The sequence below is a fragment of the Hoeflea sp. BAL378 genome (assembly GCF_000759435.1).
In the GTDB taxonomy this organism is placed as follows: Bacteria; Pseudomonadota; Alphaproteobacteria; order Rhizobiales; family Rhizobiaceae; genus Hoeflea.
On record NZ_JRJG01000017.1, the window covers coordinates 35,916 to 60,812 of the forward strand.

22 protein-coding genes and 2 tRNA genes are annotated in these 24,897 nt (G+C 66.9%); 13 read left to right on the forward strand and 11 right to left on the reverse strand.

Annotation, left to right across the window (positions count from 1 at the left end):
- Positions 1-132 precede the first annotated feature (132 nt).
- Positions 133-219 (forward strand) — tRNA-Leu (locus LL06_RS05790).
- 183 nt (positions 220-402) lie between these two features.
- A complete protein-coding gene (locus LL06_RS05795) occupies positions 403-1,827 on the forward strand; it encodes an amidohydrolase (protein WP_035523513.1) in 1,425 nt (474 codons plus the stop codon).
- 15 nt (positions 1,828-1,842) lie between these two features.
- On the opposite strand, the gene LL06_RS05800 is transcribed toward LL06_RS05795, so the two are convergent.
- From LL06_RS05800 to LL06_RS05810, 3 genes are read right to left on the reverse strand one after another with little or no spacing between them, the layout of a single operon-like run.
- Positions 1,843-2,613, reverse strand: coding sequence for an aldolase/citrate lyase family protein (locus LL06_RS05800; protein WP_035523516.1), 771 nt, complete (start codon positions 2,611-2,613; stop codon positions 1,843-1,845).
- Between the two features lie 51 nt (positions 2,614-2,664).
- Positions 2,665-3,495 (reverse strand): shikimate dehydrogenase, encoded by an 831-nt coding sequence (locus LL06_RS05805; RefSeq protein ID WP_035523517.1) that lies wholly within the window; start codon positions 3,493-3,495, stop codon positions 2,665-2,667.
- A 58-nt stretch (positions 3,496-3,553) separates the two neighbouring features.
- On the reverse strand, positions 3,554-4,585 hold the full coding sequence (locus LL06_RS05810; RefSeq protein ID WP_035523519.1) for a Gfo/Idh/MocA family oxidoreductase: 1,032 nt from the start codon (positions 4,583-4,585) through the stop codon (positions 3,554-3,556).
- A gap of 151 nt (positions 4,586-4,736) precedes the next feature.
- Between LL06_RS05810 and LL06_RS05815 the strand changes: the two genes are divergently transcribed.
- The 4 genes from LL06_RS05815 (at position 4,737) to LL06_RS05830 (ending at position 8,538) form a co-directional block, all read left to right on the forward strand.
- A complete protein-coding gene (locus LL06_RS05815; protein ID WP_035523521.1) occupies positions 4,737-5,405 on the forward strand; it encodes an FCD domain-containing protein in 669 nt (222 codons plus the stop codon).
- Between the two features lie 139 nt (positions 5,406-5,544).
- Positions 5,545-6,549: a TRAP transporter substrate-binding protein DctP gene (gene dctP, locus LL06_RS05820; RefSeq protein WP_035523524.1), complete on the forward strand. Its 1,005-nt coding sequence runs from the start codon at positions 5,545-5,547 to the stop codon at positions 6,547-6,549.
- 133 nt (positions 6,550-6,682) lie between these two features.
- Positions 6,683-7,246 carry a TRAP transporter small permease subunit gene (locus tag LL06_RS05825; protein WP_035523526.1) on the forward strand — a complete coding sequence of 188 codons (564 nt, stop codon included), beginning with the start codon at positions 6,683-6,685 and terminating at the stop codon, positions 7,244-7,246.
- The gene (locus tag LL06_RS05830) at positions 7,243-8,538 is read left to right on the forward strand and encodes a TRAP transporter large permease (RefSeq protein WP_035523531.1); all 1,296 of its coding nucleotides are present in this window, start codon (positions 7,243-7,245) and stop codon (positions 8,536-8,538) included. Before LL06_RS05825 ends, LL06_RS05830 begins: the two co-directional genes overlap by 4 nt.
- Here LL06_RS05830 and LL06_RS05835 read toward each other — a convergent pair.
- The 5 genes from LL06_RS05835 to LL06_RS05855 form a co-directional block, all read right to left on the reverse strand.
- A complete protein-coding gene (locus LL06_RS05835; protein ID WP_035523534.1) occupies positions 8,526-9,953 on the reverse strand; it encodes a phosphomannomutase in 1,428 nt (475 codons plus the stop codon). The genes LL06_RS05830 and LL06_RS05835 overlap by 13 nt on opposite strands.
- 34 nt (positions 9,954-9,987) lie before the next feature.
- The gene (locus LL06_RS05840) at positions 9,988-12,258 is read right to left on the reverse strand and encodes an AGE family epimerase/isomerase (protein WP_081963680.1); all 2,271 of its coding nucleotides are present in this window, start codon (positions 12,256-12,258) and stop codon (positions 9,988-9,990) included.
- Between the two features lie 150 nt (positions 12,259-12,408).
- The gene (locus tag LL06_RS05845) at positions 12,409-13,401 is read right to left on the reverse strand and encodes an NAD(P)H-dependent glycerol-3-phosphate dehydrogenase (protein WP_035523537.1); all 993 of its coding nucleotides are present in this window, start codon (positions 13,399-13,401) and stop codon (positions 12,409-12,411) included.
- 125 nt (positions 13,402-13,526) lie between these two features.
- On the reverse strand, positions 13,527-14,873 hold the full coding sequence (locus LL06_RS05850; RefSeq protein ID WP_035523539.1) for an FAD-binding oxidoreductase: 1,347 nt from the start codon (positions 14,871-14,873) through the stop codon (positions 13,527-13,529).
- A gap of 13 nt (positions 14,874-14,886) precedes the next feature.
- Entirely contained in the window at positions 14,887-16,326 is a 1,440-nt protein-coding gene (locus LL06_RS05855; RefSeq protein ID WP_035523543.1) for a UbiA family prenyltransferase, read from the reverse strand.
- A 321-nt stretch (positions 16,327-16,647) separates the two neighbouring features.
- Between LL06_RS05855 and LL06_RS05860 the strand changes: the two genes are divergently transcribed.
- Positions 16,648-16,941, forward strand: a complete 294-nt coding sequence (locus LL06_RS05860) for a type II toxin-antitoxin system HigB family toxin (RefSeq protein WP_035523593.1) — start codon at positions 16,648-16,650, stop codon at positions 16,939-16,941.
- A gap of 9 nt (positions 16,942-16,950) precedes the next feature.
- Entirely contained in the window at positions 16,951-17,319 is a 369-nt protein-coding gene (locus tag LL06_RS05865; protein ID WP_035523546.1) for a hypothetical protein, read from the forward strand.
- A gap of 97 nt (positions 17,320-17,416) precedes the next feature.
- Here the strand turns inward: LL06_RS05865 and LL06_RS05870 are convergent.
- Both LL06_RS05870 and LL06_RS05875 read right to left on the reverse strand, forming a co-directional pair.
- Positions 17,417-17,492 (reverse strand) — tRNA-Ala (locus LL06_RS05870).
- A 169-nt stretch (positions 17,493-17,661) separates the two neighbouring features.
- Positions 17,662-18,066, reverse strand: coding sequence for a TIGR02300 family protein (locus LL06_RS05875; protein WP_035523549.1), 405 nt, complete (start codon positions 18,064-18,066; stop codon positions 17,662-17,664).
- A gap of 220 nt (positions 18,067-18,286) precedes the next feature.
- On the opposite strand from LL06_RS05875, the gene aroA reads away from it, so the two are divergent.
- The 5 genes from aroA (at position 18,287) to rpsA (ending at position 23,516) form a co-directional block, all read left to right on the forward strand.
- Positions 18,287-19,645 carry a 3-phosphoshikimate 1-carboxyvinyltransferase gene (gene aroA, locus LL06_RS05880; RefSeq protein ID WP_035523551.1) on the forward strand — a complete coding sequence of 453 codons (1,359 nt, stop codon included), beginning with the start codon at positions 18,287-18,289 and terminating at the stop codon, positions 19,643-19,645.
- On the forward strand, positions 19,642-20,283 hold the full coding sequence (locus LL06_RS05885; RefSeq protein ID WP_035523554.1) for a 2-hydroxychromene-2-carboxylate isomerase: 642 nt from the start codon (positions 19,642-19,644) through the stop codon (positions 20,281-20,283). Before aroA ends, LL06_RS05885 begins: the two co-directional genes overlap by 4 nt.
- 86 nt (positions 20,284-20,369) lie before the next feature.
- Positions 20,370-21,020 (forward strand): FMN-binding negative transcriptional regulator, encoded by a 651-nt coding sequence (locus LL06_RS05890; RefSeq protein ID WP_035523558.1) that lies wholly within the window; start codon positions 20,370-20,372, stop codon positions 21,018-21,020.
- Entirely contained in the window at positions 21,017-21,670 is a 654-nt protein-coding gene (gene cmk, locus LL06_RS05895) for a (d)CMP kinase (protein ID WP_035523561.1), read from the forward strand. Before LL06_RS05890 ends, cmk begins: the two co-directional genes overlap by 4 nt.
- Positions 21,671-21,809: 139 nt before the next feature.
- Entirely contained in the window at positions 21,810-23,516 is a 1,707-nt protein-coding gene (gene rpsA, locus LL06_RS05900; protein ID WP_035523563.1) for a 30S ribosomal protein S1, read from the forward strand.
- 225 nt (positions 23,517-23,741) lie between these two features.
- Here rpsA and LL06_RS05905 read toward each other — a convergent pair whose 3' ends face one another.
- A complete protein-coding gene (locus tag LL06_RS05905; RefSeq protein WP_035523565.1) occupies positions 23,742-24,710 on the reverse strand; it encodes an SDR family oxidoreductase in 969 nt (322 codons plus the stop codon).
- Positions 24,711-24,897: the final 187 nt, after the last annotated feature.

Consider the following 24,897-nt stretch of genomic DNA (forward strand, 5'->3'; position numbering starts at 1 on the left):
CGGCCCGCAGCCTCGCCGCCACCGACGTTGTGCCGCCCGTCCCCGGCAAATCCCGGCGATCCGCAGATAATTGAACCGGCTGTGCATTCTGCCGTTGACATGGCTTGCCGCAACGCCTAAATCCGCCCGCATGCCCAGATGGCGGAATTGGTAGACGCGCCAGCTTCAGGTGCTGGTACTGGCAACGGTGTGGAGGTTCGAGTCCTCTTCTGGGCACCAATTTCAGGTTTCAGACTGTCCGAGACAGTCCGGGAAACTCTCTCAAAAGCCCGCGCAAGCGGGCTTTTTTGTTGCCTGCCTTTGCCGGCCCTGCGGGGTTCCCCGCCCAGGCGTGAAATCCCCATTGCAAACACGCGCGGCTTGCGTTCATCTGGGTGATCTTCACCCGGCAGAGACACGCTCATGCGCAACACCCGCCCCCTTTGGGATCTTGTCGACCATCACCGCGAGGACCTCACCGGCCTCGCCGACCGCGTCTGGGGCATGCCCGAGACGCTTTACGCGGAATACCGCTCCTGCGCCGAACACACCGCAATGCTGCGCGCCAAGGGCTTCCGGGTCACCGAAGAGGTGGCGGGCATCCCCACCGCGGTGATGGGCGAGGCTGGCGCCGGCGGGCCGGTGATCGCGATCCTGGGCGAATACGACGCGCTTCCGGGGCTCAGCCAGGTGGCGGGCATCGCCGAGCCGCGGCCGGTGGAGCCCGGCGGAAACGGCCATGGCTGCGGCCACAATCTCCTGGGCTCGGCCGCCCTGCTCGCGGCCTGCGCGCTCAAGGACTGGCTCGCTGAGACCGGCACGCCGGGGCGCGTCCGCTATTACGGCTGTCCCGCCGAAGAGGGGGGTGCTGCCAAGACCTTCATGGTCCGCGATGGCGCCTTCGAGGGCGTCGACGCGGCGATCACTTGGCACCCCGACTGCATGACCCGGGTCGACGATCCCGAAAGCCTCGCCAACACGCGGATGGATTTCACCTTCCACGGCCGCGCCAGCCACGCCGCCGCCTCGCCACATCTCGGCCGCTCCGCGCTCGACGCGGTGGAACTGATGTCGGTGGGCGTCAACTATCTGCGCGAGCACGCGGTCCAGGACGCGCGCATCCACTATGCCTATCTCGATGCAGGCGGCATGGCGCCGAACGTGGTGCAGGCCAAGGCCAAGGTGCGCTACTCGATCCGCGCGCTCAAGCTCGCCGACATGCTGGCGCTGGTCGAGCGGGTCAAGAACGTGGCGCGGGGTGCGGCGCTGATGACCGAGACGCAGGTCGAGATGGACGTGTTCTCGGCGGTGTCGAACAATCTGGTCAACGAGACCATGGACCGCGCCATGCACCGGGCGCTCGAGGAGCTTGGCGGCGTGCCCTTCGACGCCGACGACCTCGCCTATGCGCGGGCGATCCAGGCGACGCTGTCGGAGCAGGACATCGCCGCGCCCTACCGGGTGGTCGCCATGACGCCGCGCCCGGACGAAGCCTTGTGCGACTATATCGTGCCGCTGAGGCCCGGCGGCGAGAAGATGGTGGGCTCCACCGATGTCGCCGACGTCACCTGGGCGGTGCCCACCACCGAGGTGCTGGTGGCGACCCATGCGATCGGCACGCCGGCGCATAGCTGGCAGATCACCGCGCAGGGCAAGTCGCCGGCCGCCCACAAGGGTATGACCCATGCCGCCAAGGCCATGGCCCGCTGCGCCGAGATGCTGATGACCGACCCGGCGCTGCTCGCGGAAGCCAAGGCCGAGCATGCCGGGCGGCTCAAGCAGACGCCCTATACCTGCCCGCTGCCGGCCGGCCTGAAGCCACCCCTGGTTCCCCGCCCAGCCGCGTGAGCACGGGGCCGCGGTTCAGCCGCGGGACTTGAACTTGCGGGCCGTCTCCGCCGCGCCCTTGAGGAGGATGTTGGCGTCGACATCGACGGCGGTGAAGACCGTCCCGAGATCGATGCAGCGCATGACGAAGGCCGGGTCGAGCGACAGGATTCCCGCCGGCTTGCCGGCCTTGCCGATGCGCATGATCGCATCCTCGATGGCGCGGACCACATCGGGATGGCCAGTGTCGCCGGGATGGCCCATGGAGGCGGCGAGGTCGGCGGGGCCGATGAAGATGCCGTCGACGCCATCGACGGCGGCGATCGCCTCGATCTCATGAAGCGCCGATCCGGTCTCGACCTGGACCAGCAGGCAGAGCTCCTCCTCGACGCGGGTGGCGTAGTCCGCGACGGTGCCGTAGCGGGTGGCGCGGGTGAGCCCGGCGAAGCCGCGCAGGCCGCGCGGGCCGTAGCGCATCGCGTTCACGGCGGCTTTCGCTTCGGCGGCGTTCTGCACATAGGGGATCAGCAGGGTCTGGGCGCCGGCGTCGAGCAGCCGCTTGATCAGCGTGATGTCGTTGCTGGCCGGCCGGACGACGGCGCTGACAGGATAGGGCGCCACCGCCTGCAACTGCTCGAACACGGTGAGCGGATCGCCCACCGAATGCTCGGTGTCGAGCAGCAGCCAGTCATAGCCGCAGGTGGCGAGCGCCTCGGCGGTGAAGCCGGACGGCAGGGTGACCCAGAGGCCGATCTGCTGGCGCCCTTGGGCGATGGCGTGCTTGAAGTCGTTGCGGGGCAGTTGCATCGTTCTTGCCTTTCCGGGAGGGGCCGGCGGATCCGCCGCCCGTCCGTGTTGCTAGGTCAGTTTCGACAGGCTGCGCAGCTCATCCGCCGTCGCAGCCGGAAATCCGAAGAATTCGAGATAGGCCGGGATCTGCTCGTAGAGCATGTCGCTGCCGATCTGCGTCTGGCAGCCGCGCTTTCGCGCGGCGGCCAGAAAGGGCGTCTCGGCCTGTTTCATCACCACTTCCCCGACAAAACTCGCGGCATCGAGCCGGGTCACGTCGACCGGCATCGGGTCGCCGTCCGCCATGCCGAGCGGCGTGGCGTTGATGACAAGGTCCCATCCGGCGGGGTCGGCGGTGCCGGTGGACACCGTCAACCCGGGACAATGACGCCGCAACCGTTCGCCAAGCCGCAAGGCGGCATCCGCGCGGCTGTCGACCAGGCCCAGTTCGGCGACGCCGGCGCCCGCAAGCGAGGCGGCGATCGCCGAGCCGACGCCGCCGCAGCCGATGATCAGCGCCCTTGCGCCAAGCGGGTCGCGGCCCTTGCGCCGCATGCCGCGCAAGAATCCCTCGCCGTCGAACATGTCGCCGATCAGGCGGCCGTCCTTGTCCCGCCGCACCGCGTTGCAGGCGCCCGAGATCCGGACCCGGGGGCTCGCTTCATCCAGGAGGGCCACCGTGGCGATCTTGTGCGGCATCGTCACCAGCCCGCCGCGGATGTTGCGCAGCCGGAACAGGAGCGGCAGGAACGCCGCGTAATCGGCGGATTCGCATCCCATCGGCACCACGCGGGCGTCGATGCCGCGCGCCTCGAACCAGGGATTGTAGATCAGCGGCGCCCGGAAGGCCTCCGTCGGCACGCCCAGATGGGCGATCAGCTCGGTCGTGCCCGAAATCATGCGCCCTGCCCCGCCACAGGCGCCGTCCGGGACGGTCGCGCCAATTTCCTGGGCCCGGTCACAGCGTCACCGCCGCGCCGGCCAGCGCCGAGCGCTGCATTGCGTCAATCACCTCGAGCGTCTTCAAGCCTTCGCTCGCGGGCGCCAGGGCCTCCTCTTCGCCGCGGATGACGCGGCCGAACTGGGCGATCTGGGCCATGAGCGGGTCCTGCCTGCCGACCGGATGGGTGGTCGCCGCGATCGGCGCCCACCAGCTTCTTTCGCCCGGATTGCTCCAGATCCGCATGTCGGGCAGTTGCATCGAGCCATGGGTGCCGCCGATGACGCAGCAGGATTGCCCCGTGGGCGGATAGGCAGGGTTCTCCGCCGCGGTCAGCTCCCAGCTCCAGGGCGAGACGATCGTGTCCGACAGGCTGAAGGTGCCGAGCGCGCCGTTGGCGAAGCGGAACAGCATCGCCGCCGTGTCCTCGACCTGGTTGCCGCGAATCGCATGGGAGGTCAGCGCCTGGACCCAGACGATGTCGCCGATCAGATGGCGCAACAGGTCGATATCGTGGATGAGATTGAGAAAGACCGGCCCGGCCCCTGGCTCGCTGCGCCAGGCGGCATCGAAATAGCCGTCCGGCTTCATCACCCAGAACATTCCATGCGCGGCGACGATCCTGCCCAGCGCCCCCTCGGCGATCTTCTGCCGCGCCGCCGCGACCAGCGGATTGTGGCGGCGGTGATGGCCGACGAGCAGCGGCACGCCGGCCCGCTCGCCGGCGGCGACAAGATCGCGCGCCTCGGCAAGATCGGTCGCCAGCGGCTTTTCGATCAGCGCCGGCACGCCCGCGGCCACGCAGTCGAGCGCCTGGTCGACATGGAGCCGGTTCGGCGTCGCCAGGATGACGCCATCGGGGCCGTCCTCGAGCGCATCGGCGAGCGATGCGTGCCATCGCACGCCGATCCGGTCGGCATAGGCCCGCCCCTCATCGGAGGGATCGGCGATCGACTGCAACGTCGCGCTTGGGGAGGCGGCGATGGCCTCGGCGTGGCGCCGGCCGATCAGCCCGGCGCCGGCGATCGCCAGCCGAACGGGTCCGCTCATGGCTCCGCCCGGGCGGTCATTCCGCGCGTCCCGCGACTATGCTGTGCACCGGCCCCATGGAGGAGATTGCTCTTTTCACAATAATTGCCTATGATCTGCTTTATGTCCTACATTCATCTCTACAGTCAAGACGAGCCATCGGAGATACACCGTGATTGAAGCGGCAGAGCATGACACGATCGGCGACAGCGCCTATCGCAGCATCCGCAAAGACATCATCTTCGGGCAGTTGCGGCCGAGCGAGAAGCTGCGGCTGGAGCCCCTGCGCAAGCGCTACAATGTCAGCGTGACGACGCTCAGGGAGATCCTCAACCGCCTGACGTCGGACGGTCTGGTCGTGGCCGAGGGCCAGAAGGGCTTCGAGGTCGCCAGCATCTCCGACGCGAACCTGTGGGAAGTGGCGGAACTGCGCCTGCTGGTCGAGGGCCATGCGGTGTCGCGCTCCTTCGACAAGGGCGATCTGGACTGGGAATCCCAGGTGGTGGCGGCGCATCACAAGCTGCGCCGGCTCGAGGACCGGATGATTGCCGGCGACATGAGCGCGCGGGACGACTGGAAGAAGGCCGACTGGGGCTTTCACCGGGCGCTGATCACCGGCTGCGGGTCCGAGACGCTCATGGACCTGCATGAACAGTTGTTCGACAAATATCTGCGCTACCAGATCCTCACGCTCGCCTTCCGGGGGGAGAACGCGGCGCGCGAGCATGGCGAGCTGCTGCAGGCGGCCTTCGCGCGCGATTCCGGCAAGGCCAGGGACATCCTCGGCCTTCACATCCTCGGAGGAGTCGAGTTCATCATCAATGCGCGGAAAAAGGCCTAGGCCGCGACGGCTTCACGAAGACCGTCAGGAATATCCTACGAAACCGAATATGTATGTTGAACTTGCACCGGCTTTGTGACAGTTTTTTCAGAATCCGCAGGACCGGGAGCCCTCGGATGATCAACGGGAGGAGACCTCAATGAACAGACTTACCCGCCGCATGCTGCTTGCATGCGCCGTCTCGATCGGCGCCGCCGGCTTCGTGCCCGCCAGTTCCGCACAGGACAAGCTGACGCTGCGCATGTCGACGCCGGCCTCGGACACCGACCAGCGCTCGGTGGCGCTCGCGACCGTGTTCGCGCCGGCAGTGGCCGACTTCGCCACCTACCAGCCGCACTACAACGGGTCGCTGATCGCCCAGGGCGCGGAGCTCGAAGCCATTTCCTCGGGCGACCTGGAAATGTCGATCGCCTCCGCCCAGGAGCTGGCGACCTTCTTTCCTGAATTCTCGATCTTCGCCACCGGCTATGTGCACCAGAGCGCCGCGCACCAGGTCGCCGTCTTCAACGATCCGCTAATGGATCCGTTCAAGAAGAAGGCCGAGGACGAACTCGGCGTGAAGCTTCTCGCGGTGATGTATCTGGGCCGCCGCAACGTCAATCTGAGGCAGAGCAAGGAAGAGCTCACGGTGATGAAGCCGGAGGACCTCGCGGGCGTCAACCTGCGCATGCCGGGCTCGGACGCCTGGCAGTTCCTCGGCAAGGCGCTCGGCGCCAACCCGACGCCGATGGCCTTTACCGAAATCTACACCGCGCTGTCGACCGGCTCGGTCGACGGCCAGGACAATCCGCTGCCGACAGTCGTCGACGCCAAGTTCTACGAGGTCACCAAGCAAGTGGTCCTCACCTCGCACCTGGTCGACCTGAACTACATCGCCTTCTCCAAGGCCGTGTGGGACAAGCTGACGCCCGAGCAGCAGGCGACCGTGCAGAAGGCCGCCGACGACGCCGCCGAAAGCGGCCGCCAGGCGCAGCTCAAGAAGGAAGAGGATCTTGTGTCCTTCCTGCGGGAAAAAGGCCTGGAGATCTACGAGCCCGACCTCAACGCCTTCCGCACCCATGTCCAGGCGCAGTATGTCGGCTCCGAATTCGCCGCAAGCTGGCCGGACGGCGTTCTCGAGAAGATCAACGCGCTCGGCAACTGATCCCTCTGTCGCACCCTGCAGCGCTTTTCGCGTCTTCTGACGGAAAGGCGCTGCAGCCTCTGGAGGTGTCCGTGTGCATGTCGTCCCCGATCCGGATCATATCTGACCGCCCCAGCGCCGCGCCGGAGCTGTCATGAAGGTCCTCGCCAAGTGGTTGCTTCGCGTCGGCGAGGCCGTGGCGGCGCTGATGATGGCGGCGATGTTCCTCACCTTCATCCTGCAGATCGCCGTGCGCTACTCGGCCAAGCTCGACTGGCTGGGCAAGGCCTTCCCGCTGCTCGAGCCCAGCCGCTACGGCTGGACGCTGGAGTTCTGCCTGGCGCTGTGGGTGTGGATCGTGTTCTGGGGCGCGGCCTTCGTGGTGCGCGAACGCGACCACGTCACCTTCGACATCGTCTATGGCCATGTCCATCCGCGGCTGCGCCGCTGGTTCGCCATCCTCGGCGGTTCGGCCGTCTGCATCGGGCTGTTGTGGTCGGTGGAGCCGACCTGGTCGAAGTTCTTCATCCTGCGGCTGAAAAAGACGGCGACGCTCGGCCCCGTGCTCGGCGACTGGGTGCGGATGCGCGACATCTACTCGATCTATGTGGTGTTCCTGATCGTCGTCGCCGCGCGCTATGGCTGGCGGGCGCTCGACGCCTTCCGCCACGGCGCCGATCGGGACCAGCCCGGGCCGGGCGAGGTGGCGGACACATGACGCTCGCCTTCGCGCTGTGTCTGTTGACACTGTTCATCCTCGCCGGGATCGGGATTCCGGTCGCCTATTCGATCCTGGTGTCGTCCTTCGTCTATCTGGCGGCCACCGGCCAGGGCGTAGGCATCGCCGGCAAGGTGCTGGTGGACGGGCTCTACCAGAGCTTCATCCTGCTCGCCGTGCCGCTGTTCATCATCGCCGCCAACATCATGAATGCGGGGACCATCTCCGAGCGGCTTTTGCAGTTCTGCGTGGCCGCCGTCGGCCGCTTCCGCGGCGGGCTCGGCCATGTCAACATCGTCGCCTCGCTGATCTTTTCCGGCATGTCGGGATCGGCGGTGGCCGACGCCGCAGGCATCGGCAAGATCATCATCGGCATGATGACCCGGAGCGGGCACTACACCCGCGGCTATGCCGCGGCGATCACCGCGGCGTCTGCCACCATCGGCCCGATCATCCCGCCCTCGATCCCGATGGTGCTCTATGCGCTGGTCTCCAACACCTCGATCGGCTTCCTGTTCCTGGGCGGCATCGTGCCGGGCCTGTTCATGGGCGTGGTGCTGATGGCGATGAACGCCTGGATCTCGGCGCGCCGGGGCTTTGCGCTGGAGGAGCCGGTTCCGCTCAGGGACCTGCCGCGCCACACCGCCAACGCCTTCCCGGCGCTGCTGATGCCGGCGATCCTGCTCTACGGCATCTATGGCGGCGTCACCACGCCGACGGAAGCCGCCGCCGTGGCCGCGGCCTATGCGCTGCTGCTTGCGAGCCTGTTCTATCGCGCCCTGTCGCTCGGCGCGCTCTACCGGATCCTGGTCGAAAGCGCGCGGTCTTCGGCGGCCGTCGGCCTGGTGATCGGCGGGGCGCTGATCCTCAACTACGTGGTGGCGTCCGAAAACATCCCGAACCTCGTCGCCCAGGCGCTGGTGGGCCTCGACGTGTCGCCGATCACCTTCCTGATCGGCGTCAACATCCTGTTCCTGCTCTTGGGCTGCGTGCTCGACGCGACGACGATCATCCTGGTGATCATCCCGCTGTTCCTGCCCTCCTGCCACGAACTCGGCATCGACCTGGTGCATTTCGGCGTGGTCGCCGTGGTCAACTGCATGATCGGCCTGATCACGCCGCCCTACGGCATCCTGCTGTTCGTCATCAACGCCGTCACCCAGATCCCGCTGCGCGAGATCATCGGCGAGATCTGGGCGTTCCTCGGCGTGCTGGTGCTGGCGCTGGCGGCCCTGATCCTGTTCCCGGGGCTTGTCCTGTGGCTGCCGCGGATGTTCGGTTACCCGGGATAGTCGCCCGAGACGTCGCGGACACGCCGGGCCGTCCGGGCGATCAGATCCCGGGCGAGATCCTCGTTTGCCGCCTCGCTGTAGATCCGCATTTCCGGCGCGTTGCCCGAGGGCCGCAGATGAACGATGCCGCCGTCAGCGAGCGTGACCCTAAGACCGTCGGTGAGATCGACGCTTTGCGGGCGCCCGATCGGCGCGAAGAAACGGTCGCGCGCAGCCTGGTCGGTCGACAGATTGGCGACCAGGGCCTGGCTGGTGGCCGTGGGGAATTTCTCGATCCGGTCGCTGGCGGCGACCGGCAGGCCGAGGCCCGCGACATGGGCCGACAGGCTCTCGCCTGCCGCCCGCGCGGCGGCGAAGGCGCAGAGGATCGGCAGCACGCTGTCGCGCGTCGGCAGCGCGGCGAGCTGCGCCGTCCCGGCGGCGATCGGATTGCCGGTCAGCACGCCGCCATTGGCCTCGAAGCCGATGACGCGCCGCCGGCCCCGGCTCAGCGCCTCTTCCATGCCGGCGATCACGAAGGGCGAGCCCACCCGCGTGCGCAGCACTTCGGCCGTGCAGCGTCCCTCGATGCCCGAGTTGGACGTGACCGGCGTGACGACGGCGTCGGCGCCCAGATGCCGCGCGACAATCAAGCCCAGCGCATCGCCGCGGATCACCGCGCCGGTCTCGTCGACCACCAGCGGCCGGTCGCCGTCGCCATCGGCGGAGACGAGGCCGTCAAGCCGGTGCGCGCCGACCCAGCCCGCCGCAAGCCTCCGGGTCTCCTCCGACACGGCTTCAGTGTCGACCGGGATGAAGGTCTCGGACCGGCCGAGCCGGAGCACCTCGGCGCCGGCCTCCTCCAGGATGGCGGCCAGGATGTCGCTCGCCGCGGAGCTGTGCTCGTAGAGCCCGATGCGCAGGCCGCGGAACGCCGCGCCGGGCACGAAGCCGCGGTAGCGGGCGATGAAGGCCTTAGCGGCGATGGCCGATTCGTCGCGCAAGGCCGCCGGTCCCGCGAGCGGTTCCGCCGCCAGGTCCGGCGCGAGACGGGCGATCTCGGCCTCGTCGTGCTTGTCGATCTCGCCGTCGGGCCGGTAGAACTTGACGCCGTTGCGGTCGTCGGGGATGTGCGAGCCGGTGATCATCAGCGCCGCGGCTCCCCGCGTCATGGCGTGAAGCGCCAGCGCCGGCGTCGGCAGCACGCCGCACTCGACCGGCTCCAGCCCTTCGGCGATGAGCGCGCTCGCACACTGCCGGGCGATCTCGGGACTGGAGGCGCGCAGGTCCCGGCCGAGATAGACCGGGGCTCCCGCGGTCGCCAGGCCCGACTGAAGGAGATGGCGGCCGAAGGCGCGCGCATGGGCGGCCGCGGTTCCGTCGGTGAGGTCGCCGACCAGGCCCCGAAGCCCGCTGGTGCCGAATTTCGCCGCCATCCTGTCTCTCCGGTTGGTCGTTCGCGCCTCGGGATCACGCATCCCGCGGCAGCATGTCCTCGTATCTCAAATACTCCACCAGCGCGCAGAACACATGGTAGAACGTGCTGGCCGGCATGTCCTTGGAGATCACCCGGCCCTTGGGGTCGATCTGATCGTACCAGCCGCCCGGCGCCGGCGCCGTGAGATACCGGTTGAAGATGACATCGAGCATGCGGATGAACAGCGTCTCGTCGCCCGGCAGCCCCTCGGCGCGCGCCAGCAGCCCGGCCTTGAGCGCCTCGGTCTGGCACCAAAGCCTTGCGGTGCCCTGCATCGCCGAGCCGTCGGGCGCCATCGAATCGCAGACCGCATCGGTGCCGCGGGCATGGCCGAAGGCGTGGCTGGTGGCGTAGAGCTTGCGGCAGTATTCCTTGAGCTCGGGCTGGCCGGCGAAGCGTGCCTGCCTGAGCAGCAGCCACACCCATTCATAATGGTGCCCCGGCTCGACCCGGGCCGGCTTGTCGGTGCGCACCGACCAGTCGCGTTCGAAATTCTCGGTCACGCTCCAGCTCTCGGGATCGAAGAACACCGACTTGAACAGGTCGACGGCGGTCTGCGCCCGGTCGAGGAACGCCTGTTCGCCGGTCACCTCGTACCAGGCCTGCATGGCCTCGAGATAATGCATGTGCGGATTGGCGCGGCGGTAATCGAGGCGCAGGCTCGATTCGTAGAAGCCGCCATGGACCCGGTCGACCAGATGCTCGTCCATATAGGCGATGGTCCGCTCGGCCCATTGGCGCGCCTCGGGCCATTTCGTCGCCCGCCACAGCCAGGCCAGCGCCAGCAGCACGAAGCACTGGTCATAGGTGTCGCGTTGCGGATCCCTGACGGTTCCATCCGTGTTCCACAGATGGATCCAGCCGCCATCGGCGTGCCAGCCGGTGGTGGTCAGCGTGTCGAAGCAGTGGGTGAGCACCGCGCGCGCGCCGCCGTCCCAGCCCATCAGCTCGGCATTGGCGAAGCAGTAGATCTGCCGGGCCAGGACCCTGAGCCGCTTGAAGCCCAGATCGGCGGGCGTGCCGTCATGATTGAGCGCCTCGTGCACGCCGCCATGGACGTAGTCGACGCCGGCGCCGGCCCAGAGCGGCAGGGCCGTGTCGAACAGCCAGTTGCGGATAGCGCGCGTCGAGGGAACCGGCCGGCCGGAATGGGCCACCGCCAAGGGCGGCCATTCGCCGGTCTGCTTGACGCGGCCCGCGATGTCCTTGACCAGGTGCGACTTGTCGCGATGGACGATCAGCAGCGCATCAGGCTGGGAGACGACGATGATGTTGTCGAGCCCCGCGACGGCCAGCAGCCGGTCTTCGGAGCGCAGATAGGAATTGGCGACGTCGATGGTGAGCACGTCGCCGAAGCGGGCATTGCCGGCCTCGTCGAGCGGCGAGCCGTCATGCAACTGGTTCCAGGAGCCCAGATCGTTCCAGTCGAAGCTCGCCGGCACCACGCCGATGCGGGACGCGTTTTCCATCACCGCATAGTCGATCGAGACCTTCGGGCTCGCCGCGAAGGCCTCCGGATCGAGCCGGTAGCATTTGCCCTCGACCTCGGCGCGTTCGACGGCGAGCTTCGCCTGCGCCCAGACATCCGGCTGCTGGCGCATGAGCTCGGCGCCCATCTCGCCGGCGCGGAACATGAAGATGCCGCCGTTCCAGAAGAACCGCCCGGACTGAAGGAACTCTTTGGCGGTCTCGAGATCGGGTTTTTCGCGGAAGCGCGAGACATCGTAGACCGGCCCGTCGGCGGGCCCGCGCTCGATGTAGCCATACTGGGTCTCGGGCCGCGTCGGCGCGATGCCGATGGTCATGATGCCGCCGCGCCGGGCCAGCGCCTCGGCGCCGGTGCGGATCACGTCATAGAAGGCCGCGACGTCGGAGATCTGGTGGTCTGACGGCAGCACCAGCACCATCCGCTCCGGATCGCTCTCGGCGAGGTCGGCGATGGAAGCGGCAATCGCCGCGGCGGTGTCGCGGATCAGCGGCTCGAGCACGTAGCGCTCGACCTCGACGCCGCCGGTCTCGCCCTGCTCCATCAAGAGCGATTCGAAGGCAATCCCGCCGACGATCCGGGTCGGCAGATAGCGCAGGCCCTCGCCGCGGAAGTCGACGCGCTCGAGCGTGTTGGTGAGCAGGGTCTTGTCGTTGACCAGCCGGTGGAACTGCTTGGGCTTGGAATCCCGCGACATCGGCCAGAGCCGGGATCCGGCGCCGCCGCAGAGAATGACAGGCGTGATCGTGTGGGGCGTGGTGGTGTGGATCGGGCCCATGAACTGTTCTGCTCCGCGCCGGCTACCGGCCGATTTCTGGGGTTTTGTGATTAGACCGCGAAATCATGAAAATTTCTCTCATGCGCCAGTGCCTCTGCGTTGCCTGCCGCCGGACCATGCCATTCCCCCGATGTGCGGCAGAAGGCTGTCTCATGGTCTCGCTTCGGGGTGTTCCGCCTTGACCGGACGCGACATCAGCGCGATGCGCGCCTCGTCGGCCGACATCCTGCCCGACAGCACCAGACCGGCGGTGTGCATGACCGGGCAGGAAATTCCGTGCTTGCCGGCGATCTCGTTGGCGATGGCGACGGTGTAGACCCCTTCGGCCAGTTTCAGCCCGGTGACATCCCGGCCGCTGCCGACGGCGATGCCGTAGGAAAAATTGCGCGACAGTTCCGACGAGCAGGTCAGCACCAGGTCGCCCAGGCCCGACAGGCCCATCAGTGTTTCCGGGCGGGCGCCCATCGCCACGCTGAGCCGCACCAGCTCGGCATAGCCCCGGGTAATCAGCGCGGCTTCCGCGCTGGCGCCCATGCCGCCGCCGCGGCAGATGCCCACGGCAATGGCCATGACGTTCTTGAGCGAGCCGCCGATCTGCACGCCCAGGACATCGTCGGACGCATAGAGCCTGATCGCGTCGCCCGACAGGGCCTCAGCCAGCGACTGCGCGGCCTGCTGGCCGGGCATGGCGAGCGTGACGGCGGTGGGCAGGCCGCGCACCACGTCGGCGGCGAAGCTCGGCCCGGACAGAACGCCGACCGGATGATCCGGCAGCCTCCCGGCGATCACATCGGTCTGCACCTGGCCGGAGCGGCTGTCGATGCCCTTGGCGCAGGCGATCAGCACCGCAGAAGCGGGAAGATGGGCGGCGGCCTTGGCGGCCACTTCGTCGGTCGACTGGGCGGGGGCGACGAACAGCGCGATGTCGGCGTTCTCGAGCGCCCTCGCCATGTCGGGCGTCGCTTCCAGCGCATCGGGCAGGCGCGCGTCGCCGAGATAGGCGCTGTTGGCGTGGGCGCGGTTTATTTCATCGCAGGTGCCGGCGTTGCGTCCCCAGATGCGCACGGCGTGGCCCTGGCGCACAAAGGCCGCCCCGAGGGCGGTTCCCCATGCGCCGGCGCCGAGAATGCAGATGCGGGACATGCGGTGGCGGTCCTTCAGGATTGGTTGCGGCACGATCGGGTCCGGCCGTTCAGGCCGGACGGGCCTCGGGGCCCAGGCCCCCTCCCATACTGGCAGGCACCCAAGCTGGCAAGCCGGGGCTCCTGTCAGCCGGCGACGGCGGAGCGCTTTGGCGCCATGGCGGGTTCGCCGAGCGCCATCGCCGTGCGGCGCCAGAAATCCGACATCAGCGCCGGATCGCGCACCGCTTCGAGCTGCCGCCATTGAGGGAACGAGGCTTCGAACATCGCGGGCGACATGCGCTGGTCCTTGTAGGGATTGAGCGCGCCGCCGGCCGCAAGCACGATGTCGTCGAGGGCCTCGAGCATCCTCAGCGTGCGCTCGCCGGAATTGGCGAAATCGAGCGTCAGGGTGAAGCCCGGGCGCGGAAACGACATCAGGCCCGGCGAGGGAACCCGGCCAAACCGCTTGAGCACGGTGAGGAACGAGGCCGCCCCGTGTTTCTGCGCGCATTCGATCAGCGCGATCGTCGTCTGCCGCGCAGTCTCGGAGGGATAGACGCTCTGGTGCTGGAACAGGCCGCCCGGGCCGTAGAGACGGTTCCAGCCGGTGATCGCATCGAGCGGATGGAAATAGGAGGCCCAGGAGACGATGCCGGTCGCGGGCCGTTTCGGCGCGCGGCCGTAATAGAGCGCGTTGAAGGCGGTGAGCGTGAGCCGGTTGAGCAGGTTGACCGGCGGCGCGAAGGGAACCGCCAGCCGGGGCGCCGAGGGCGCGCGCGCCGGGCCGCCGTCTTCCGCATGGTCTCCGGCAAGCATCACGCCGCGTCCCAGACGGGCGCCGCGGGCAAGCTGGTCGATCCAGGCGACGGAATATTCATGCGAAGCGTCGATGCCGTCGATCGCGTCGAAATAGCCGTCGATGGAGGCAAAGCGGAACGCGGTCTGGCGCACATTGGCGGAGGGCACCTTCATCAGCCTTATGGTGGCGGCTTCGATGATGCCGGTCAGCCCCATGCCGCCGATGGTCGCCGAAAACAGCGCCGGATTGGTCTCGGGCGAGCAGGTCCGGCTCGCGCCGTCGCTGCCCAGCAGCACGAAGGAGAGCACCGATCCGCCGAAGGTGCCGCGGCGATGGTGGTTCTTGCCGTGCACGTCGTTGGCGATGGCGCCGCCGAGCGTGACCTGCGCCGTCCCCGGCGTGACCTCGAGGAAGAAGCCGTGCGGCATCACCAGCGCCAGGATCTCGGAGAGAAGAATGCCGGCATCGGCCGTCAGCAGGCCGGTGTCGGGATCGAAGGCGCGGATGGCCGCGCCCGGCCGCATCGGGATCAGGCGGCCGCGATCATTGTGGCAACTGTCGCCATAGGAGCGGCCGTTGCCGAAGGGCAGGAAGCCGCCCGGCGCGCCGCCGGCAAGCGCCTCCATGCCCGCCGCCGGGCGCACTTGGCGGAGCACCCGGCCCCAACTGTCATATCTGCCGCTGTTTGCCATCCCGTCCGCCCCGTCACATCTGCCAGGCGGCCAGCAGCACAAGGCAAGCGCCGGCGACCGTGGTGATCTGGCTGCGCCAGTCGCGCATGATGAACACCACCGGGTCCTCATGCATCTGCGAGCGGCGGGCGAGGATCCAGATCCTGAGCAGCATGTAGAGAATGAGCGGGCACAGCGGCCACAGCAGCGCCGGCTGGGGATACATCGAGGCCACTTCCTTGCTGTCGACATAGAGCGCCAGAACCATGGCTGCCGAGAAGGCCGAGGCAATGCCGGCCTGGCCGATCATGTCCTTGTCGGAACCGACATAGCTGCGGCCCTTGAGCGGCGTGGCGGCGTCCTCGGCCAGCTCGTTGAGCTCGACATAGCGTTTGACCAGGGCAAGGCTGAGGAAAAAGAAGATCGAGAAGGCCAGCAGCCAGAAAGAGAGATCGACCCCGGTCGCCGCCGCTCCGGCGACGATGCGCACGGTGTAGAGCGACGCGAGCGTGAAGACGTCGACCAGAAGCTTGCGCTTGAGCACGAAGGTGTAGACCGTGGTGATCAGCGCATAGGCCGCGAGCACCGCCCAGAACATCGGCGGCAGCAGGCCGGCCAGGCCGATCGAGGCCAGCAGCAGCGCCGCCGCCGTGACGCAGGCCACGGGGATCGACACCGCGCCGCTCGCCAGCGGCCTCAAACGCTTGCGCGGATGATGCCTGTCATTGGCGAGATCGGCGATGTCGTTGACGACATAGACCGCGGAGGCGAGGAAGCTGAAGGCGAAGAACGCGGCGATCGCGGCCAGCACCAGTCCGGCGTCGGCATATTCGTGGTTGAGGATGAGCGGAACGGCGATCAGCACGTTCTTGAGCCATTGATGCACGCGGATCGACTTGAGGATGGCGAGCGGCGAGACCCTGGCGATCGGCAGCACTTCGCCGCCGTGGCTCGCGCCCCAGCGCCTGGCGGCCCGGTCGGGAGCGACGATGATGGCGCGCCGCGCCGCGTCGAACACCTGGAGATCGTCGCGGCTGTTGCCGGCATAGTCGAAGCCGCCGTCGCCGCACAGCGCCACAAGCTTCTCGCGCTTGCGGCGCGAGGTGAGGTTCTCGGTTCCGGAGGAATGCAGCACCCGGTCGAAAAGGCCGAGATGCTCGGCGATGGCACAGGCGGTCGATTCGGCGGCGCCGGTGACGAGCCACACCGGCTGGCCCTCCGCACGGGCGCGCTTGATCCGCTCGAGCACCTCGGCCCGGTAGGGCCAGTCCCCGCCGGCGCTCTGGTAGCGGGCGGCGACCTCGCGCTTGAGCACCGCCTTGCCGGCGATCGCCCAGGCGATGGCGGCGAAGAGCAGCCACGGCCGCCGGATCAGCACCGAGGCCAGCCCTTCCCACAGCGTGTCGGTGGCGACCAGAGTTCCATCCAGGTCAATACAAAGCGGCACGTGCCGACTGTCGCTCACTGCATCCATGATCGTGTCCCTGCCTTCTGTCTGGGGCGACAATGGGCGGAAAACATTTCGATTCAGGTAAAAGCGCCGCTTCAACCGGGGGGAGAGCCGCCGGGAACCCGGTTTTTGGCTCGCGTGGTTATCAAAAGCTTGCCGGTTACGGCTGGTGGTCCGTCGTGCGTACAATCGACTGGATGCGCTTCTGCGCTCCAGCAAATTGTTCGTCTGCGTCGGGAAGGTATAATGGCTCGGTCTGGTGCTTGTAAGAAAGCCCACACAGTTCCCAATATGGGAAATATGAGTGGTTCCCAGTTCGGGAACGTGATACAAGTGGGAGAGGACATGCGGATCATAGCGCTTAAGACGCTCAAAGAATTCTGGGAAGACTACCCCGATAGCGAACAAGCGCTGAAGGCATGGTATGCGGTAACCAGGACGTCGGACTGGAAAACGCCCGGCGAAGTGAAAGCGACCTATGGCAATGCGAGCATCCTCCAAGAGGGTCGTGTCGTCTTTAATATCGCGGGCAACAAATACCGGCTTATCGTGTGGATCAACTTCCCCTACCGCGTGGTCTATGTGCGCTTCGTCGGCACGCATCGGCAGTACGACAAAGTGGATGCGCAAAACATATAGGAATGAACGATGAATATTCGGCCGATCAAGACGAAGAAAGACCACGCCCAGGCCCTCAAGCGCATCGAAGCGTTGATGACCGCCAGAGCAAACACACCAGAGGGTGACGAGCTGGACGTGCTCGTGACTCTCGTGGAAGCCTACGAGGCGAAGCACCATACTATTGATGCGCCCGACCCCATCGCCGCCATCCATCACCGTATGGAAGCCATGGGCATGGCGCGAAAGGATCTGGAGCCATTGCTCGGATCGAAAAGTCGTGTTTCCGAAGTGCTGAACCGCAAGCGGAAGCTGACCATGGAAATGGTCAGGAATCTGCATCAGGCCATGCAGATTCCTGCCGAAGCCTTGATTCAGGATTACGCAGTACGAGGATAATGATGAAGGCGACTTGTAAGGCGGAACACGACCGCGGCCCGGGCTTTCGCCCCGCCCCACCGCGGGTGTGAGCGAAGCCAACTGACGTGAGAAAAAATGGTGGAGCCAAGCGGGATCGAACCGCTGACCTCCTGCATGCCATGCAGGCGCTCTCCCAGCTGAGCTATGGCCCCGGGACGCAAAGGAGGTGTGCTTTCGCGCGCTCCTTGCGAGAACCAGCCAGAAGAACCGGCCGGCAGGTGCGGCTTCATACTTCTGCAGCCGCGCAAGATCAAGATGTAAATTCAAACCTTTTCGCAGTTTCGCACACCTGACGGCGTCGCGCCTGCGAAAGGGCCTTGCTTACTGGTCGTCGTCGTCGTCATTGACGCCGATGATGTCGCTCACATCGTCGTCGTCGTCATCATCGTCATCGGCCAGGAACGTATCGTCGTCGTCATCGTCGATTTCAACGTCGTCGTCGTCGATGTCGGGAAGATCCTCGGACTTGCCGGTGCTGGTGACGTCCTCGTCCGCCTCTTCCAGCGAGACGATCTCGACGTCGGCCGAATCACCGTCGACTTCGGCGACTTCCTCTTCTTCCTCTTTCACCTTCTCGATGATGGCCACCTTGGCGGTCTCTTCGAAATAGGAAATCGGGTATTCCTTGCCCGTATAGGGCGAGACGATGGGATCTTTGTTCAGATCGTAGAATTTGCGCCCGGTTTCGGGGCAAACGCGTTTTGTTCCAAGTTCCGGTTTTGCCACTGTCGAAGCCTCATGAACTGGCAGGAAGTTTGGGGCTGGAGCGCCCGACTTCCCGTTTCGGCGGGTCCGGTCCCCATAATGATGTTGGACGCGGCTGTCAAAGCCAATCTCAATGAAAATCCGCCCAATCCGGATGACTGAGCCCCCGCGGCTGTGATAGTCACCCAAACGCATCAGCCGGGCCTCCGGCCGATCCCGACCAACCCGCCGGAACCAGCCCATGGGACATGCCACAGCCCCGCTCCGTCCCGCCACCGCCGCGCGAAGCGGCGCGCTCAAGGGCGACGTCCGCATTCCCGGCGACAAGTCGATTTCCCACCGGGCGCTGATGCTGGGCGGCCTCGCCGAGGGGGTAACCCGGATCACCGGCCTGCTCGAAGGCGAGGATGTGATCGCCACCGCCAAGGCGATGCAGGCCTTGGGGGCACGTATCCGCAAACTGGGCGACACTTATATCGTCCATGGCGTCGGCAATGGCTGCCTGCTCGCGCCCGAGGCGCCGCTCGATTTCGGCAATGCCGGCACCGGCTGCCGGCTGACCATGGGGCTGGTGGCGGCTTACGATTTCACGACCCGCTTCGTGGGCGACGCTTCGCTGTCGGGCCGGCCGATGGGCCGCGTGCTCGAGCCCCTGCGGCAGATGGGCGTGCAGGTCACGGCCGAGGCCAGCGACCGGCTGCCGCTCAGCCTCCGCGGCCCGCGGGCGCCGGCGCCGCTCAGCTACCGCGTGCCGATGGCCTCGGCGCAGGTGAAGTCGGCCGTGCTCCTGGCCGGGCTCAACACTCCCGGCGTTACCACGGTGATCGAGCCGGTGATGACCCGCGACCACACCGAGACCATGCTGAGCGGCTTCGGCGCAGCCCTCGAGGTCGAGACCGACGCCGATGGTGCGCGCACGATCCGGCTCGAAGGCCGCGGCGTGCTTAAGGGTCAGGTGATCGACGTGCCCGGCGATCCCTCGTCGACCGCCTTCCCGCTGGTGGCGGCGCTGATCGTGCCGGGATCCGACATCACGATCCGCAACGTGCTGATGAACCCGGGCCGGACCGGACTGATCCTCACGCTTCAGGAAATGGGCGCGGAGATCGAGATCCTGGATCCGCGCCGGAGCGGCGGCGAGCAGGTTGCCGATCTCAGGGTCCGCGCCTCCGCGCTCCAGGGCGTGACAGTGCCGGCCGAGCGGGCGCCGTCGATGATCGACGAATATCCGGCGCTGGCGATCGCGGCGAGTTTCGCCCGCGGCGAGACGGTGATGCGAGGCCTCGCGGAGCTCCGCGTCAAGGAAAGCGACCGGCTTGCCGCCATGGCGCGCGGCCTTGCGATCAACGGCGTCGACTGCAGCGAGGGCGGGGACTGGCTGTCCGTGCGCGGCAGGCCAGGCGGCAAGGGGCTTGGCGCCCGGTCCGCGGAGACGGTGGTGGCGACATGGCTTGATCATCGCATCGCCATGAGCTTTCTTGTCCTGGGACTTGCGAGCGAGCACCCCGTCCATGTCGACGACTGCGCGATGATCGCCACGAGCTTCCCCGGATTCATCGGCCTGATGACGGGCCTGGGCGCGGAGATCAAAGAGACATGAGCGGCCGGACGATCGACTTTGCCTACGACCTGATCTCGCCCTTCGCCCATGTGGCGCTGAAGCGGCTTGGTCAACTGCCGACGGATGTGACGGTCCGGCCGGTGCCGGTGCTGCTGGGCGCGATCCTCACCCATTGGGGCCAGCGCGGGCCGGCGGAGATCTCGGCCAAGCGGCTGCACACCTACCGGCTGTCGGTCTTTCTCGGCCAGAAACACGGGCTCACCATGCGGTTCCCGCCGCGCCATCCGTTCAACCCGCTCAAGGCGCTGAGGCTGCTCGCCGGAGCGGGCGCCGATCTCGCCACCGTCGGGCGGGCCTTCGACTTCGTCTTCGCGGAAGGCCGGGCGCCCGACACCGAGGAGGAGCTTCAGGCCTTCGCCGCGGCGACCGGCCTTGACGTTTCCCTTGCCGGCGACGAGGCCGCCAAGGCGGCGCTGCGCGCCAACACAGACCGGGCAATCGCCCAGGGCGTGTTCGGGGTGCCGAGCTTCGTCTGCGCCACCGCGTCGGGGCATGAGGTGTTCTGGGGCGTCGACGCCTTCGACATGCTGCTGGCCTGGCTCGATGACGAGACCCTGTTCACGCGCGAGCCCTACCGCCATCTTTCAGCGGTCACGGTCGGGATCGAACGCAAATGACCGCCGGCCGCCCCGACAGCGCCGGTCGCCGGCCGGAGCGCGCACCGCGCGTCCGGCTTATCGCTTTCTCCTTCAGGATCTAGAAGATGTATTCTCCGCCCCATTTCATCGAGACCGACGAGGCCGTCATGCGGGCGCTGATCGCCGCGCATCCGCTGGGGCTCCTGATCTCCTCCTCGGCCACGGGCGTGCTCGCCAATCCGCTTCCCTTCCTGGTCTCGGTAACGGACGGCGTCACCGTGCTGCGCGCGCACCTCGCGCGCGCCAACGAGCAATGGCGGCACATCCGGGAGGGGGCCGAGGTGCTGGTCGTGTTCCAGGGGGCTGACACCTATGTGACGCCGTCCTGGTACGCGTCCAAGGCCGAGCACGGCAAGGTGGTGCCCACCTGGAACTATGCGATGGTGCAGGCGCGCGGGACGGCGCTTGTGCATGAGGACGCAGAGTGGCTGCGGCCGCAGGTGGGCGAGTTGACGGACACCCACGAGGCAGCCCGGCCGGCGCCCTGGAAGGTCAGCGACGCGCCCGACGCCTTCGTGGCCGCGCAGTTGCGCGGGATCGTCGGCATCGAGATCACAGTCCAGGAATTGACCGGCAAATGGAAGGTCAGCCAGAACCGGCAGGAGGCCGACCGGCGCGGCGTCCATGCCGGGTTGACCGCGGAGGGCGACGAGGCCATGGCCGGGCTCGTGTCCCGCTATGGCGGGCTTGCGGACCCGGCGGGGCGCCCGGAATGAGCGTTCCCGCCGCGCCCCGCCACATCGTGATCGCCGTCGACGGCCCGGCGGCGGCCGGAAAAGGCACGCTGTCGCGCCGGCTCGCCGATCATTACGGGCTCCGCCATCTCGACACCGGCCTCACCTACCGCGCCACCGCCAAGGCGCTGGCCGATCGCGGGCTCCCCTTCGATGACGAGGAGATCGCCGCGACAATCGCCGCCGATCTCGATCTCGGCCATCTCGACCGGTCGGTGCTCTCGGCCCACGAGATCGGCGAGGCCGCGTCGAAAGTTGCGGTCATGCCGCGGGTGCGCAAGGCGCTGGTCGAGGCGCAGCGCGCCTTCGCCCTCAGTCCGCCCGGCGCGGTGCTCGATGGCCGCGACATCGGCACGGTGGTCTGCCCCGACGCGCTCGTCAAATTCTATGTCACCGCAAGCCCTCAGACCCGCGCCCGCCGGCGCCACGACGAAATCGTCGGCAACGGCGGCCAGGCGGATCTGGCGACGATCCTGGCCGACATCGAAAAGCGCGACGCGCGCGACACCGGGCGCACCGATTCGCCGCTCAGGCCCGCGGCCGATGCGCACTTGCTAGATACGACCGAAATGGGTATAGAAGCCGCGTTCGACGCCGCCCGTGCCCTTGTGGACACTGCGCTCGAACGCTGAACGAACGCCAGCGAGCCTGTCCCGCGCCGTACTTGTCCCGCCTCAATGAAGGTCAGGGACAGACAGGCATCGCCGGTCCGACCAACACCAACAAGGCGCATCCGACCGCACGACGATTTTGCGGTCGCCAGGAGAATTCATGTCACAAACTGCCAACATGACAGAGGATTTTGCATCCCTGTTTGCCGAATCCCTTGCCACGCAGGACTTGGCCGAAGGCTATGTCGCCAAGGGCATCGTCATCGCCATCGAGAAGGACGTCGCCATCATCGACGTCGGCCTCAAGGTCGAAGGCCGCGTGCCGCTCAAGGAATTCGGCGCCAAGGCCAAGGACGGCACGCTGAAGGTCGGCGATGAAGTCGAAGTCTATGTCGAGCGCATCGAGAACGCGCTGGGCGAAGCCATGCTGTCGCGCGAGAAGGCTCGCCGCGAGGAAAGCTGGGTCCGCCTCGAAGAGAAGTTCAACGCGCAGGAGCGCGTCGAAGGCGTCATCTTCAACCAGGTCAAGGGCGGCTTCACCGTCGACCTCGACGGCGCCGTGGCCTTCCTGCCGCGCAGCCAGGTCGACATCCGCCCGATCCGCGACGTCTCGCCGCTGATGCACATCCCGCAGCCGTTCGAAATCCTCAAGATGGACAAGCGCCGCGGCAACATCGTCGTCTCGCGCCGCACCGTGCTCGAAGAGAGCCGCGCCGAACAGCGCTCGGAAATCGTCCAGAACCTCGAAGAGGGCCAGACGGTCGAAGGCATGGTCAAGAACATCACCGATTACGGTGCGTTCGTTGACCTGGGTGGCATCGACGGCCTGCTGCACGTCACCGACATGGCCTGGCGCCGCGTCAACCATCCGTCGGAAATCCTGTCGATCGGCCAGACCGTCAAGGTCCAGATCATCCGCATCAACCAGGACACGCACCGCATCTCGCTCGGCATGAAGCAGCTCGAGAGCGATCCGTGGGATGGCATCGGCGTCAAGTACCCGGCCGGCAAGCGCATCACCGGCACCGTGACCAACATCACCGACTACGGCGCCTTCGTCGAGCTGGAGCCGGGCATCGAAGGCCTGATCCACGTTTCGGAAATGTCCTGGACCAAGAAGAACGTACATCCCGGCAAGATCCTGTCGACCTCCCAGGAAGTCGACGTGGTCGTGCTCGAAGTCGACCCCAACAAGCGTCGCATTTCGCTCGGCCTCAAGCAGACGCTCGAGAATCCGTGGGAAGTGTTCGCCCAGAGCCACCCCGCGGGCACCGAAGTCGAAGGCGAAGTCAAGAACAAGACCGAGTTCGGCCTGTTCATCGGCCTCGAAGGCGATGTCGACGGCATGGTTCACCTCTCCGACCTCGACTGGAACCGTCCGGGCGAACAGGTCATTGAGGAGTTCAACAAGGGCGACATGGTCAAGGCCGTGGTTCTCGACGTCGATGTCGACAAGGAACGCATCTCGCTCGGCATCAAGCAGCTCGGCCGGGATTCGATCGGCGATGCCGCCGCTTCGGGCGACCTGCGCAAGAACGCCGTTGTCTCGGTCAAGGTGACCGCGGTCAATGACGGCGGCGTCGAGGTGGTTCTGGTGGATCACGAAGACCTCACCTCGTTCATCCGCCGCTCGGACCTGTCGCGCGACCGCGATGAGCAGCGCCCCGAGCGTTTCTCGGTCGGCCAGGTGCTGGACGCCCGCGTGACCAACTTCTCCAAGAAGGACCGCAAGGTCGGCCTGTCGATCAAGGCCCTGGAGATCGCCGAAGAGAAGGAAGCCGTCGCACAGTTCGGTTCGTCCGACTCGGGCGCGTCGCTCGGCGACATCCTCGGCGCGGCGCTCAAGAAGCAGAGCGGCGACGAATAGTCAGCCCTCTCTCTGAGAACCGAAGCATCAACCCGCCGGAGCGATCCGGCGGGTTTTTTGTTTATCTGTCTGAGTGAAATTTGAGGGGCAACGAAGCTTGTCTGTCACAGAGGTCGCACAAACAGGCTTGTCTCTCATTCTCCGGCGAATTTGATAGACAACGAATGCATGATCCAAAGCGACCTCTGCGCATCCGACCGGATACGCGGCGCTTTGGACCGCTCCTCAATAGCCGCCGATCACCGGAAGGATCTCGCCGGTGATGAAGCTCGATGTCTGCGGCGAGGCGAGGAAGACGAAGGCGGGGGCGATTTCCTCGGGCTGGGCCGGCCGCTTCATCGGCGCCTGGGTGCCGAAATCCCTCACCTGCTCGCTCGGCCGGTCGGAGGGGTTGAGCGGCGTCCACACGGGTCCCGGCGCCACGCAATTGACCCTTATGCCCTTGCCCATCAGGTTGGAGGACAGGGCCCGTGTGAAGGCATGGATGCCCCCCTTGGTCATGGAATAGTCGACCAGCGCGCCCGAGCCTTCGATGCCGGTGGTCGAGCCGGTATTGACGATCGCCGAGCCCTTCGACAGATGCGGCACCGCCGCCTTGCACATGTTGAAATAGCCGTAGAGGTTGGTCTTCAGCGTCTCGTCGAAATGCGCGTGGCTGAGATCCTCGAAGTCGAAGGCGTGGTACTGGAAGGCGGCGTTGTTGACGAGGATGTCGAGCCTGCCGAAGGCTTCGACGGTGGCTTCGACCGCCTTTTCGCACTGGGCCCTGTCGCGGACGTCGCCCGGGATGGCGATGCAGCGGCGGCCTTCCTTCTCGACCATCGCCTTGGTGGCCTCGGCGTCCTCGTGTTCGCTCAGATAGAAGATCGCCACATCCGCGCCTTCGCGGGCGAACAGCACCGCCACGGAGCGGCCGATGCCGGAATCGCCGCCGGTGACGATCGCCGCCATGCCCTCGAGCTTGCCCGAGCCGCGATAGTACGGCGCATCGTACATCGGCGCCGGATCAAGCGTGTGTTCGGTGCCGGGCTTGTCCTGGTGGCCCTGCGGGAAGGGCGGCACGGGATAGTCCCGGGCGCCCGCCTGCATGGCGCCGGGTTCCGGCGCATCGGAGCGCGCGTCCGCCGCGTCCACCTGGTTCTGGATGGCGCGCTGGGACTGGACTGCGTCTTCAACGGATCGGTTGTCGGTCATCGCTGTCTCCTGAGACTCTCGTGAAAGGGACTTTCCGGGACAACAGGGCAGCGGCGGCTTTTGTTCCCTCGAGCGGGACCGCGGCGCGGCGGGGGCAGGGACGCGCGCCGGGAACCAGGGCGGCGGCCGCGAACCGACGGACTCATCGCCGGCAGAGGACCACCCGCCGCAACGAAGCGGCGGGGGG